A 14,208-nucleotide genomic window follows, 5' to 3' on the forward strand; every position below is an offset into this window, starting at 1 on the left:
AATTTGATCAGCTTAACTAATTTCCATCCTATTTAGCACGATTTCGGAATCGGTCAATGAGAACGGCAATAATAATGATTGCACCAATGACTACCTGCTTCCAAAATGAAGATACATCCAGTAAATTTAAACCGTTGCTTATTATACCAATCAGTAAGGCACCATATAAAGTTCCCCATACCCCACCGACCCCACCCATTAGACTTGCCCCGCCGATGACGGCAGCTGCAATCGCATTTAACTCATAGCCTTCAGCTGCAGTTGGCAGAGCGGTATATAATTTGGATGTTAGTAAAATAGCTGTAAGTCCTGCAAAGGCACCAGCTACTGTGTAAACAACCCATTGAACCCGATCTACTCGAATTCCAGACAATCGCGAAGTTTCCTCACCTCCCCCAATTGCGTATAAATATCTGCCCATCCAAGTTTTCTTAAGAATGAAATGTACGATGATCAACAAAACCAACATGATTAAAACCGGCGTCGGTATCCCCAGTACATTTCCGCTTCCTATAAATTGATAGGAAGTATTACTAATCGCAATCGAATTTCCGGATGTAATAACCAAGGCTAACCCTTTGGCAATACCCATCATTCCTAATGTTGCGATAAATGGAGATAATCTGGTCTTAGCGACCAACAAGCCGTTCACCGCGCCACAAGCTGCGCCCGTAACTATTCCTACAAGAATGGCTATAAAGAAATTACCGCCATTAACAAGATAAAGTGCGGTGACAATACCGGCCAATCCGACAATAGAACCCGCCGATAAATCGATTCCCCCAGTGATGATGACCAATAACGCTGCCAGTGCTAATATAAAGTTCTCTGAAATTTGTTGGGCAACGTTTAATAAATTGGAAATCGTCAAAAAGTTAGGTGTCATTAAGCTGATAACCGTACAGAACAACACTAAAGCAACAAACACAGAGTACTTCCGCAAAATTTGCAGTAAGAGGCTGGACTTAAGCCATCGCCGATTCGCTACTTTTTGAAAATGGGGCTTAGAAATGTTCAATTCTTATACCTCCCCATCATACAGCTTAAAATTTTTTCAGAATCTGCTTCATCCTTCTCAAAAATTGCTGTCACTTTCCCCTGGTGCATAACAAGAATCCGATCGCTCATTCCCATAATCTCAGGCAATTCGGAAGAAATCATGATAATAGAAACTCCTTGTTTCGTTAGTTCGATCATGTTTTGGTACACTTCCGTTTTGGCGCCCACATCTATGCCGCGTGTGGGTTCGTCGAAAATGAACACTTTAGCTTTCGCACATAACCATTTGGCCAAAACTACTTTTTGTTGATTTCCGCCACTCAGATTTATCGTCTTAAAGTGCACATCAGGTGTTTTGATTTGCAGTCTTGTCTTAAATTCTTCCGCCAATCGCTTTTCCTCGGTTTTATCAATAACTCCAATTGGGGATATGTATTTTAAGATAGGCAACGTAATATTTTCCTTGATGCCCATTCCAAGTAGAAGCCCCTGCCCTTTTCTATCCTCCGGAATTAACGCAATGCCATGGTGTATGGCCTCACTAGGATGACGAATCCTGGTTTTTTTTCCGTTCAAGTAAATCTCTCCGGAATCAATCGGATCCGCTCCATAAATAGCCCGCACAAGCTCCGTTCTTCCCGCTCCAACTAAGCCTGCGATGCCGAGTATTTCTCCTTTCTTCAAGGAAAAAGTGATATCATGTAGCTTTCCTTGGCGCGAAAGATTTCGGACATTAAGCACCTCCTGCCCCTTTTCACTAGAATTGCCCGGGAATCTTTCTTTGATTTCTTTACCAACCATTGCTTTAATCAGCATATTTTCATCCACATTTTGCAATGCGTTTTCGAGAACTACCCGGCCTCCCCGGAGGATCGTAATCCGGTCCCCGATCTTCCAAAGCTCTTCGATCCGATGCGATATGAAAATAATTCCTTTACCCTTACTCTTTAATTTCCGTATGACAGAAAATAATCTTTCAACTTCCTGCTTGGATAACGAAGATGTCGGCTCATCCATCACCAGGATATCCGGATCTGCTAATAATGCCTTCGCAATTTCAATCATTTGTCGATCCGCGATTGGCAAATCCTGTACTTTAGCATCGGGATTCACATGAATCCCCAGGTCTTCTAAAATACTTTTGGTTTTCAGAACCATTTCCCTGAATCGAACAGTTCCCAAAAACCGATTAGCCAGAGGCATTTTCCCCAAGAATACGTTCTCTGTCACAGTTAAGTTCGGCAGTAAATTTAGCTCCTGATAGATCGTGAAAATACCTAGTTTTCCTGCTTTAATGGGATTTAACCCAGTGACTTCCCTGCCTTTAACCCATATTTTGCCGTTGGTGCACTGGTATGCCCCCGAGAGGATTTTCAATAACGTGGACTTGCCGGCTCCATTTTCCCCCATCAACACATGCACTTCACCAGTGCGGACAGTAAAGTTGACATCCTCCAACGCTTTTACTCCAGGGAATTCCTTCGAAATGCCTGCCATACGCAGTAGGACTGTAGACATCGAACCACCTCTGTGTGAAAATGTTTAGTCCCGGTGATTATTTCAAAAATTCATCCACATTTTTAGCTGTTACAATTTCCGTGGTCACCATTTGAGTCGCTTCCACCGCATTTCCCTTCACTGCTTCAAGAGCTGTTTTGACGCTGTTATAGCCTTCTTTATCAGGATGATTGCTGATGGTAGCCAGCATTTCGCCTTTTTTAACGGCTTGCAGTGCGAGTGGCGTAGCATTAAACCCAACAACCCGAATTTTCTCTGACTTTCCGGCGTTCTGTATGGCTCGTATAGCCCCTAAAGCCATTTCGTCGTTAGATCCGATAATAAAGTCAATGTCAGGGTGCGCCTGAATCATATTTTGGGTCACGGTAAATCCTTGATCCTGAGAATAGTTGGCGGTCTGGGATGCTACCACTTTAATACCCGGTTCTTTATCGAGACTCTTGTGATATCCCTGAAGTCTTTCTTCTGTGGTTGACTGCCCACGTGATCCTTCAAGAATGCCTACTTCTCCTTTGCCAAGAAGAGCATCTACCACAAATTTGCCCATATCAGCAGCTGTGCTCAGATTCTCATACCCGATAAAAGAAACGATCTTACCTCCGCTCGCGCGCGTATCGACGATCACAACCGGAATTCCGTTTGCATTGGCTTTATCAATCGCGGGTACAATGGCTTCCGGTCCGATCGGTGCGATAACAATTGCGCTCACATGCTGCTGGATCAAGTCCTGTACGATGTTGAGCTGAGCCGCAACATCCGTAGAATTTTGTCCCGCCTTCCAAACAAGCTTCACGCCCAGTTCATCTGCCGCTTTTTGAGCCCCTTTATTCATGAGCTGGAAGTAAGGATTATCCATCGTTTTTACAACAAAACCGATCGTAATCTCTTTGGATGCCGCTTTGGGTGATTCTTTAGCTTGACTTATTACAGAAGTCGTTTGATTGCTCCCACATCCTGCAAAAATCAATGTACTCGTTAGAACAAAAAGTAAAGCTGCGTATTTATTGCGGTTCAAAGCACTTTTTTTCAATTGCCATCCCCCCGCTCACTATTTACAAACCAATTGAAACATACTTGGTCTCTAAAAATGCTTCCAAGCCTTCGATCCCGCCTTCACGTCCTAAACCACTCTCCTTCATCCCGCCAAAAGGTGCTTGCGCTGCCGAAGGAAGTCCATCATTCCAACCGATAATTCCAAAATCCAACTGATGAATGACATTCATACCCAGACTATGACTCTCGGTAAAAACATAGGCAGCTAAGCCGTACGGAGTTAGATTTGCATATGCTATGGCCTCTTCGACAGTTGAAACTTTTTGGATTGGAAGAACGGGACCGAAAGTTTCTTCATTCATGATCAGCATTTCCTGGGTCACATCAGACAAGACGGTAGGCGTATAATAATAAGCATCTTCTTGTACTTCTTTCCTGCTCCCGCCAACCCAGCATTTAGCACCTAAACTTGTTGCATTATGTACGTGCTCTTCGACCTTCAGGAAGCCATTCTTATCGATAAGCGGGCCAATATCTACCCCATCGTCCATGCCGTTTCCAACCTTAAGCTGCTGCGTTTCATGGACCAATTTCTCAAGAAATTGATTATAAATGCCATCCTGCACATAGACACGGTTTCCGCAAATACAAGTTTGACCGCCGTTACGGAATTTGGAAGCGATTACACACTTAACCGCTTTATCAACATTCGCATCATCGAGGATCAGAATCGGGGCGTGGCCACCGAGCTCCAAAGAAAGATTTTTTACATGCTGTGCCGCTTGGATCATCAATTCCTTCCCAATCTCAGTAGAGCCGGTAAATGTGACTTTACGAACTTTGGGATTGCTTAAAAATTCCCCGCCAATTTCAGCAGCATTTCCGGTTACGAGATTGACAACCCCCTTCGGAATCCCTGCCTGTTCCGCCAACTTGACCAGCATAATCGCAGTAAGCGGTGTTTGCTTAGCCGGTTTCAAAACAATTGTGCATCCAGCTGCAAGCGCAGGACCCATTTTCCGCGTAATCATAGCTGCTGGGAAATTCCATGGGGTGATTGCAGCAACTACGCCAACGGGTGCTTTCAATACAAGCATTTCTTTGCCATCAACATGAGAGGGAATCGTTCTGCCGTAAACGCGCTTGCCTTCTTCAGCAAACCATTTAATGAAAGAAGCGGAATACCGGACTTCTCCCTTCGCTTCCGCCAGCGGTTTTCCCATTTCCAACGTCAAAATACTGGCAATTTCATTCATATTGTCAATAATTAGATGATAGTATTTCTCTAAGTAGTCTGAGCGTTCATAGGCTGTCAAACGGGACCAGGAAGCAAAGGCTGAATGAGCAGCATCGATTGCGTCACGCGTCTCCTTTTTCCCAGCTTTAGGAACCGTCCCTATGATTTGACTTGTAGCCGGGTTTTGGACTGGGATTTTATCTAAGCTTGCCCCTGTCCACTGTCCATTGATATAGATAAGCTGGTCCAAGTTCAATTCCTCCATTCAGTAACAGTTGAAAATTTCGAAACGCGACCTTACATATGAATCCCGATACCCAAGTGAGCATTGGCTCCCTCAAACAGTCCCTCCGAGAGGGTAGGATGAGGATGAATCATCTTGGCTAGTTCATCAACTGTGCCCTCCAAATAAATAAAAGCAGATGCTTCTGAAATCATTTCCGTCGCGTGAGCGCCTACAATGACGACGCCTAGGAGCTGACCGTAAGTTTTGTCGGCAATTATCTTCATGAAACCTTCCGATTCACCTGAAGCCATCGCTTTCCCCGAGTGATTTAGCGGGTAGATCGTTTTTTGTACGGAGTAGCCTAATCTCTCCGCTTCACTTTCACTGAGCCCGACACTTGCTATTTCGGGAAATGTGTAGATGCAGCGAGGAACGACCTGATAATTGACAGCTTCCCCAGCATTTAAAATGGCATTGGAGGCAGCAACCAATCCTTCCGCACTGGCAACATGTGCCAGCTGAAAGCCCCCAATGACATCGCCTACCGCGTAAACATTAGGAATATTCGTCTCCATACATTCATTTACAGATAAGAATGGGCCATTCAGCTTTAACCCCAAATCCGTGATCCCGCTCATGTTGGGTTTTCTTCCAGCAGCCATAAGCACTTCATCAAAGAGGTGTTTTTCAATCTTTCCTTCCGGCGTACGAATGGTGATTTCTTTTTTCCCTTGATTAGGCCCAAAGGATTCCACTTGATGACTTGTCAGCAGTCGAACACTTTTCTGTTTCAATGATTTGTGAAGAGCTGCCGATGCATCTGGATCCTCACTGGATATAATTCGATCGGCCATTTCAATAATGGTAACTTCCGTTTGCAGATTAGCAAAGATACAAGCCAACTCCACACCGATCACTCCACCGCCAATAATAGCCAGTGATTTGGGGATTTCCGCAATGTCAAATATGGTATCCGTTGTATGAATAAAGATTTGATCTGTTCCAGGTATATTCGGAAGAAACGTTCTGGACCCTGTCGCTAAAATGACTTTATCGGCTTGAATCCGCTCTTGATGTTCTCCTGATTGTATGAGAATGGATAAGTTCGGATCTACGCTGCCCATGCCTCGAAAAAGCTGAATATGATTTTCTTTCAACAAATAGGAAATACCATTGCGGAGCTTTTGGATGATTTGTGTTTTTCTCGCTAACATTTTGTTCAAAGAAAACGTCAGGCTGCCTGTCTCGATGCCCCAATCCTTCGCCTTTTTGATATGTTCAATGATTTCAGAATGACGAAGCAGCGTCTTTGAGGGGATGCAGCCCCTGTTCAAACAAGTGCCACCAAGTTCATCGGCTTCAATTAAGGCTACAGATGCACCTGCCTTTGCAGCACGAATGGCCGCAACATAACCTCCAGGTCCGCCTCCAAGGACAGCTATATCAAATTGCTTCATGCTTTTCATCCCCTTAAAGTAGCAATTCTAAGGGGTTTTCCAAAATCCCCTTAATTTCGGTAAGAAACGCTGCCGCCGGTGCACCATCGATTACCCGATGGTCAAAGGACAGACTAAGGGTCATCATCGGACGCAATTCTATAGAACCGCCAACCCCTACCGCTTTATCATGAATTCGTCCCGCACCTAAAATCGCCGATTCAGGCTGGTTAATAATAGGTGTGAAGGAGTCTACGGCATACATGCCTAAATTACTAATTGTAAACGTTCCGCCCGTCATCTGATCTAGACCCAGCTTTTGTTCACGAGCAAGTTTCCCTAATGTTTTGGACTCTTCCGTCAAAGCAGCCAGCCCTTTTTTATCCACATCGCGTATGACTGGTACCAGCAAACCATTCGGAACAGCAACTGCGAGTCCAATATGGACATCTCGGTTCAGCATGATATAGTCACCCTGCAAGGAGGCATTAACCATAGGATGGTTGCGCAGCGCATGGGCAACTGCCTTCATGATCATCTCCGTATAAGAAAGCCTGAATCCTGTCCGTTTTTCAATGGAAGGAAGCAGTTGTTCCCGAAGCTTCATCACTTGCGACATATCCGCCTCAGAAACGAGTGTAACGTGCGGCGCAACGAAAGCGCTTTCAACCATTCTTCGGCCAACGACCTTACGAATGCCCTCAACACGGACCCTCTCTGCCAATCCTTCGATAGGTTTCATTTCAATGGACTCCGATAATTCCGGCAATTTCTGCTGCAGGTGAGACTGCACATCTTGGCTCGTAATCTTGCCACGGATGCCAAATCCTTTGATATCATCTACTACCAGCTGCTGGTCTTCTGCCATTTTTCTCGCCAATGGAGTAACTACGATCTTATCCGCCTTGCGGGCGACAAAATTTTCCACATCAGATCGATGAATCCGGCCTAGTGGTCCAGAACCTGTAACTTGCCGTAGATCCACGTTTCGGTCACTGGCCAATTTCCTTGCCGCTGGCGTCCTGCGTAATTTTCCTACAGCAGATGGGACCTGTTCTCTGGCTTCCATAACCGATTGTGCTGCAGGTCCCGGAATCGCCTCGCCTTCGTTCCCGATGTATGCAATGACTTGCATGACAGGAACATCCTCATCCTGCTTATATAGGGTTTTCAGTAAAATGCCGGACACTTCCGCTTCCACTTCAATATTCACTTTATCTGTCATAACTTCGAGAAGTATTTCTCCACTGATTATCGAATCACCTTCTTTTTTGTGCCACATCAAAATCTTGCCATTTTCCATAGTTGCGCCTAATTTAGGCATCAGGACTTCTGTAGCCACGTTATTCACTTCCTTCTTACACTCTCAATAAAGTGGATTTTACAGCTTGGATAATATCCCCTACTTGAGGCACAGCAAGTTTTTCAAGCTCAACATTGTAAGGTATAGGAATCGGAAGGCCAGCAACGCGCTGAATAGGCGCATCTAGATAATCGAAGGCTTCACTTTCCTGAATCATGCTGACAATCTCGGCACCATAACCTCCTCTTTTTACCGCTTCGTGTACGACAACGGCACGCCCGGTCTTTTTCACAGATTCAATAATGGTTTCTTCATCCAAAGGCACTAAAGTTCGCGGATCCACAACCTCTACACTAATTCCTTCCAGCTCCAACTGCTTCGCCGCCTCCAACGCTTTGTGCACCATAATGGAAGTGGCGATAATCGTAACGTCCGTTCCTTCCCGTTTGATATCAGCTTTACCTAGTGGAATTGTGTAAGGCTCTTCCGGAACATCACCTTTCATCCCATACAACAGTTTATGTTCATAAAATATGACAGGGTTATCATCATCCATAGCCGCTTTCAACAAGCCTTTAGCATCGTATGGGGTTGACGGTTGAATAACCTTTAAACCGGGGATATGGGTCATCCATGCCTCTAGGCTCTGTGAGTGCTGAGCAGCTAATCCAGCTCCGGAACCCCCAGGGGTTCTAACAACTATGGGCACATTTCCTTTTCCACCAAACATATAGCGCAGCTTCGCAGCTTGGTTGACAATCTGATCTGTAGCAATTGTAATAAAATCAGAGAATTGAATTTCCAAGATTGGACGCATACCAGTCATTGCAGCACCAATGGCACAGCCTGTAATGGCAGATTCCGAAATCGGAGTGACACGAACACGCTCGCTTCCAAATTCTTCAATCATTCCGTTCGTTACACCGAAGGCTCCGCCATATACACCGATGTCCTCTCCCAAAATAAAAACAAGTTCATTCGTGCGCATTTCCTGGCTCATAGCTTCCCTAATTGCTTCTTGATATGTCGCTAGTCTCATCCAAATTCCCTTCGCTTTCCAATAAGGTTAGGTTAAGCGTATACATCTTCTTTAAGCGTATCGATATCGGGTGGCGGGCTGCTTTCCGCGAAATAAACGGCTGCATCTACTTCAGCTAGCACACTATCCCGCATGGTTAGATCCTGTTCATCAGTTAACAAACCTTCCTCAATCAACTGCTTCTTGAATAGTAAAATAGGGTCTCTCTGGTTGATCCATTCAAGTTCTTCTTCCCGGGCTCTATATTTCCGTGCATCGCTTTTGGAATGCCCTTTCCAACGATACGTCTTTGCTTCGATCAAAGTAGGACCAAACCCAGTACGGGCCCTCTTCACTGCTTCATTGGTGACATCCATAATTTCTATTACATTGGAACCGTCCACAACTACGCCAGGGATGCCGTAAGATACAGCACGATCGGCAAGATTCTCGATGTTGACCATCTCCTTGATTGGACCGGACATCGCGTATCCGTTATTTTCGCAGAAAAAGATAACTGGTAGTTTCCAAATAGACGCTAGATTCAAAGACTCGTGAAAATTCCCTTCGTTGGTTGCTCCATCTCCAAAGAAGCAAAGGACCACATAGCCCAGATCCCTCATCTGAGAAGTAAGAGCCGCTCCTACAGCTAAGGAATGTCCTCCGGCAACAATCCCATTCGCCCCTAAATTGCCAGTCTCCAAGTCAGCGATATGCATGGAACCTCCTTTCCCTTTGCAATACCCCGTTGACTTACCTAATATTTCTGCCATCATCCGGTTGATATCGGTTCCTTTGGCAATACAATGTCCATGTCCCCGATGCGTGCTGGTAATTTTATCAGCAGGCTCCAACATCGCACATGCGCCTACAGCGGTTCCCTCCTGTCCAATGCATAAGTGCATTGTCCCGTGGATTTTGCCCCGCATAAACAATTGTTCGACCTTTTCTTCGAAAATACGTACGGTATACATCTTGTATAAAATATCCAGCAGCAATTCTTTTTCGTAAGCTAGAAGTTTTTGTTTCGTTGTCCCTGGCAGCATGAGTAGAACCTCCTTGTTGAGGAATAATCAATAATCGATTATTTTATGGCAAAAGAATGATCTAATAAGGCTACGATTTCATCTCCAACTTCTGTCGTAGTAGCCGTTCCTCCCATGTCCTGTGTGAGAACCGCACCACGAACAATCAGTTCTTCCATGGTCTTAATCAATTTATTGCCCCAATCCGAATGACCGAGAAAATCTAGCATTTGGCTTGCGGACCAGACCGAAGCGAGTGGATTGGCCGTTTGCTTCCCTGCATGGCGCGGAGCTGATCCATGGATCGGCTCGAACATCGAAGGATATTTCCGCTCAGGATTAATGTTAGCGCCTGCAGCCAGACCAAGTCCCCCTGCGATAGCCGCTCCCAAATCGGTTAAAATATCGCCGAATAAATTAGAAGCTACAACAACTTCAAATCTCTTTGGATCTTTAATGAAATACATACTAGCCGCATCAACGAGGTAGGAACTGGTTTTTACATCGGGATATTCCTTGCCCACTTCATCAAACACCTGATCCCAAAATACCATTGAATAATTCAAGGCATTGCCTTTACTAATGCTGGTTAACGTTTTTCCATGCTTGCGTGCTAGTTCATAAGCATAACGAATGATTCTTTCCGTACCTTTCCGCGAGAAAACACCGGTCTGTAGGACGACCTCTTGCGGGGAATCTTTCATTAACCATTCACCGGCTCCCGCGTACTCCCCTTCGCTATTTTCACGGATAACTAACATATCTACTTGCTCCGATAGGATATTCTTCAGGGGGCACCGCACACCGTCAAGCAATTTAATAGGTCGTAAATTGACATATTGATCAAAACCTTTTCTTATTTTAAGAAGCAGTCCCCAAAGAGAAATGTGGTCTGGAACTCCCGGATAACCAACCGCCCCTAAATAAATCGCGTCAAAAGCTTTTAGTTGCTCCAGACCGTCGTCATCCATCATTTTCCCATGCCCCAGATAATACTCGCAACCCCATGGAAAATAGGTAAAATCAAACTGAAAACTCCCGTCCAGTTCGGCTGCTTTATTCAAGACCTTTACACCTTCAGTGATAACTTCCGGACCTATTCCATCACCTGGAATCACTGCGATTCTATACGTTTTTTTCATATCCATCCCTCCCTCTTAAACTAGTAATTCCAAGTTGATAGCAGTTCATTGGCAGGGAAGGTAGTAATTACTTTACAGCCATCCTTGGTAATAACAACCTGCTCTTCAATACGAGCAGCATCGCCTTCTTCACCATAATAGGTTTCAAGAGCAATGTGCATACCTTCTTGAAGCACTTCAGGCATATCAATTGAATTTTGATGGCTAATTATAGGTTTTGCCCAGTGAGAAACACCTACGCCATGACCGATAAATAATGCCAATGTTTCGTATTCATTATCATAACCCAGTTGTTTATAATCCGGCCAAAGTTTGGCGATTTCATCTGTGCGGACGCCTGGTTTAATCATTTTGATTGCATCGTATAACCAATCGTATGCTTTCTTATAAACACGTTTTTGTCTTTCGGTTGGACGACCGCATACGAATGTGCGATAGTAGCACGTTTTGTAGCCGTTAAAATCATTCACAACATCCAAGAAGACCATGTCGCCCGGACGAATGATTCGATCGGAGAAATCGTGCGGATGCGGATTAGCACGATCACCACTGATGACATTAACGTTGTGAACATTTTCTGCTCCGAGCTCATATAAACGCTTTCTCATCATGGCATAAACTTCGTTTTCACGAATTCCCGGCTTAATCATGTTGAAAACATCCCAGTAAGCACCATCAACCATTGCCGCGGAAATTTCGAGACACTGGATTTCTTCTTTCGTTTTAATGGTTTGAGCATTCAACATCGTTTGCTGACCGTCTACTAAAACCAAACCATTTTTTTGAAGAGCTTGAACGATTGGCACAGTCAAGACATCTACGCCAATAGGCTCTTTTTCCAAGCCATATTCTTTTAAAATGGAAGCGATTTCATTTATGCTATATTCAATAGTACCAAGCTCAGGCGGCATCGTACCTCTCATATCCGTTTTAGCTGGACGAATATCTTTTAACCAAGGGCATAGCGCTTTTCTCGAAGGAACAGCACTGCCGATTTCAAACAAAATCGGATCTTTCCCCTTTGGTAATAAAGCATATCGTCCTAACTTATTATTGGACCATTCACCCAGTTTGGTACTTGTGATATAACGAATATTGTCCGGATCATAAACTAGTAAAGCTCCAAGACCATCTTTTTCCATTTGATCCCTTGTTTTTTGCAATCTGTCTTTGCGAAGTTTATCGTAATTAATTCTCATTTCGTGATCGACTGCCATAGTTCCATATGTCATTGAAAATCCTCCTTTTATATGTGTTTAAATAATAAACTTTTTTTGTCCCATTTCTTATTTTCGTTTTCGGCCTACATATAACATCCCCCCTCTCAATAACCTTTAGGGTATGACCTGACTTCTTGTTCATTTATATTTCCAAAATCTCAATTAACTCGGTAAAATGGGCATGCATGACCGCCGAAGCCTCTTCCTCACTTCTTTTCTGAAGCGCTTCCAAAATCGGAAGGTGCCGTTCAACGATCTCCCGTCCGCTCAAAGATTTTAAAACACGTCCACCAAAATACGTCCATTCCGCTACACTCGCTGCTTTCCACGCTTTTACGAGGATAGCGTTACCGGAGGACTCGATAATGAAGGAATGAAATTCATTATCTAATAAACTTCTCGCTCTGATATCTCCCGCTTCTTCCGAGGCTAGCATCTTACGATACAGGTCTTCCAATGCTTCCAAATCATTGTCAGTCAACCGTTTGATTGCTCCACGAATCCCAAATGATTCTAGCTCAGCACGTACCAGATAGGCGTGCTTTAAATCCTCTAGAGTGAAGCTGCGGATAAACGTGCCACGGTAAGGGATGGTTTCCAATAAGCCTAACTGCTCAAGATCCCGAATTGCCTCACGCACAGGAGCTTGGCTGACACCTAAATCTTTGGCAATTTGCGTCTCCACAAGACGTTCGCCAGTTTTAAATTGTCCACTTATGATTAAATCCGTTAAATAATTTTTAATATCCTCGCGTAGAACCTGCCTTTTGAGCAGTGGATTTTGAACTGATTTTTGCAATGTATTAACCTCCACAAGATGAATAATAAATAATCGATTATCGTTTATAAGCTTATTTTATATTCTTTAACTAAAATTTGCAATACTTTTCCTTTAAATTTTATAAAGATTTTTCAAAGCTTGTCCAAGTATGGACCGCGCCAAGAAACTTCGGAAAGCTGTCTACAAGATTGACGAAACATGAAAAATAAGTTTCCAGCCAGATAGCTGTTTTAAATAGTTTTGAACGGGGCCGACGAATTTTCCGTATTTTTTGCCGGCAACTTTCAAGTTCAGTCTTAAATTGTAGTTAACGAAGCTGCTATCGCTTTGTTCCACTCGGATTGCTTTAACGTTGATTTCATCTTTTATGATATCCTCGAATGGGTTCAGATTAAATTCGCGGTCTATCGAGACGATCAGTTCGGATAAAGGCTGGCGAGTCTTGATCCCCATTTCATTCCGGACGCTGCGTGCCAGCTCGACAATTTGTCGTACGGTTTCCATGTCACTTTCCAGCTCCCCATCAATAACGTGTCCCATTACCAACGGATAATCAGTTAGATGGACGCTGCCTTCGCCGCCAAGGTTGCTGAAAATATCTTCGGCAATGAGAGGGATATATGGTGCAATCATCTGAGCCAGTGTTAACAAAACTTTGCGCAGTGTTTGGTACGCAAATACCTTGTCTTCTGTCATTTGGCTGCCCCAGAAACGGTCACGTGAGCGACGAATATACCAATTGCTAAGCTCGTCGACGAACGTTTCTATATGCTTTGCCGGGTTCAAAAAGTCGTAAACCTCAAGCCCCTTCACTACGTTTTGCAAGGTGGTATTTAATCTCGATAGCACCCAACAGTCTAATTCGTTCTTAGAAGTTTGCTGTGGATAGTCTTCGGGATTATATTGATCGTATCACACTTTAGACTTTGCCTCGGCTACAATCTGCTTCGAAAACCTCTTGCTGTACCACGGTGCTATATCCGATGAACCATCCCATAAAATGATTGTTTCTGCCTCATCATTCTCAATAAAATCAGCTATAATATCCAGTTCACTGATAAAACAAACCACCATACTCAATCCTCTTGGGACCATGAAAACTTGGTTAAAGATCAAATTTCATCAATCCCTTAAACTCAATATCATTTACATATTGGTTGGTTTCTTCAAAGAGCTCTCTAATAACACACTCCCTAGCAGTTTCCCCTTATTCAATAACACCTCCAGGTAGTTCCCAACTCTTTCTCCATTTGTTGAGCATTAATAGGTATTTAGCTTGGTACTTTATCACAATTAATGAATGGGTTAAT

At 44.0% G+C, this 14,208-nt stretch carries 11 protein-coding genes and 1 pseudogene; all 12 read right to left on the reverse strand.

The window, feature by feature from the left end; translation table 11 throughout:
* Positions 1 to 28: 28 nt before the first annotated feature.
* Entirely contained in the window at positions 29 to 1,018 is a 990-nt protein-coding gene (locus QFZ81_RS24345; RefSeq protein WP_307440888.1) for an ABC transporter permease, read from the reverse strand.
* Positions 1,015 to 2,517, reverse strand: a complete 1,503-nt coding sequence (locus QFZ81_RS24350) for a sugar ABC transporter ATP-binding protein (protein ID WP_307440887.1) — start codon at positions 2,515 to 2,517, stop codon at positions 1,015 to 1,017. Before QFZ81_RS24350 ends, QFZ81_RS24345 begins: the two co-directional genes overlap by 4 nt.
* Positions 2,518 to 2,554: 37 nt before the next feature.
* Positions 2,555 to 3,547 (reverse strand): sugar ABC transporter substrate-binding protein, encoded by a 993-nt coding sequence (locus QFZ81_RS24355; RefSeq protein WP_307605184.1) that lies wholly within the window; start codon positions 3,545 to 3,547, stop codon positions 2,555 to 2,557.
* Between the two features lie 22 nt (positions 3,548 to 3,569).
* The gene (locus QFZ81_RS24360; RefSeq protein WP_307440885.1) at positions 3,570 to 4,997 is read right to left on the reverse strand and encodes an NAD-dependent succinate-semialdehyde dehydrogenase; all 1,428 of its coding nucleotides are present in this window, start codon (positions 4,995 to 4,997) and stop codon (positions 3,570 to 3,572) included.
* Positions 4,998 to 5,044: 47 nt separating this feature from the next.
* Positions 5,045 to 6,430, reverse strand: coding sequence for a dihydrolipoyl dehydrogenase (gene lpdA / locus QFZ81_RS24365; RefSeq protein WP_307440884.1), 1,386 nt, complete (start codon positions 6,428 to 6,430; stop codon positions 5,045 to 5,047).
* Between the two features lie 13 nt (positions 6,431 to 6,443).
* Complete coding sequence (locus tag QFZ81_RS24370) at positions 6,444 to 7,751, reverse strand: 2-oxo acid dehydrogenase subunit E2 (protein ID WP_307440883.1); 1,308 nt, start codon at positions 7,749 to 7,751, stop codon at positions 6,444 to 6,446.
* 16 nt (positions 7,752 to 7,767) lie between these two features.
* On the reverse strand, positions 7,768 to 8,751 hold the full coding sequence (locus QFZ81_RS24375; RefSeq protein WP_307440882.1) for an alpha-ketoacid dehydrogenase subunit beta: 984 nt from the start codon (positions 8,749 to 8,751) through the stop codon (positions 7,768 to 7,770).
* Between the two features lie 32 nt (positions 8,752 to 8,783).
* Positions 8,784 to 9,776, reverse strand: coding sequence for a thiamine pyrophosphate-dependent dehydrogenase E1 component subunit alpha (locus QFZ81_RS24380; protein WP_307440881.1), 993 nt, complete (start codon positions 9,774 to 9,776; stop codon positions 8,784 to 8,786).
* A 38-nt stretch (positions 9,777 to 9,814) separates the two neighbouring features.
* Complete coding sequence (locus QFZ81_RS24385; RefSeq protein WP_307605186.1) at positions 9,815 to 10,897, reverse strand: tartrate dehydrogenase; 1,083 nt, start codon at positions 10,895 to 10,897, stop codon at positions 9,815 to 9,817.
* 20 nt (positions 10,898 to 10,917) lie between these two features.
* Positions 10,918 to 12,129, reverse strand: a complete 1,212-nt coding sequence (locus tag QFZ81_RS24390) for a M24 family metallopeptidase (protein ID WP_307440879.1) — start codon at positions 12,127 to 12,129, stop codon at positions 10,918 to 10,920.
* Positions 12,130 to 12,259: 130 nt separating this feature from the next.
* The gene (locus QFZ81_RS24395; RefSeq protein WP_307440878.1) at positions 12,260 to 12,916 is read right to left on the reverse strand and encodes a GntR family transcriptional regulator; all 657 of its coding nucleotides are present in this window, start codon (positions 12,914 to 12,916) and stop codon (positions 12,260 to 12,262) included.
* 201 nt (positions 12,917 to 13,117) lie between these two features.
* Positions 13,118 to 13,894, reverse strand: a pseudogene (locus QFZ81_RS24400) (class I tRNA ligase family protein); the annotation flags it as partial.
* Positions 13,895 to 14,208 lie beyond the last annotated feature (314 nt).

The sequence above is a fragment of the Paenibacillus sp. V4I9 genome, assembly GCF_030817295.1.
Classification (GTDB): Bacteria; Bacillota; Bacilli; order Paenibacillales; family NBRC-103111; genus Paenibacillus_E.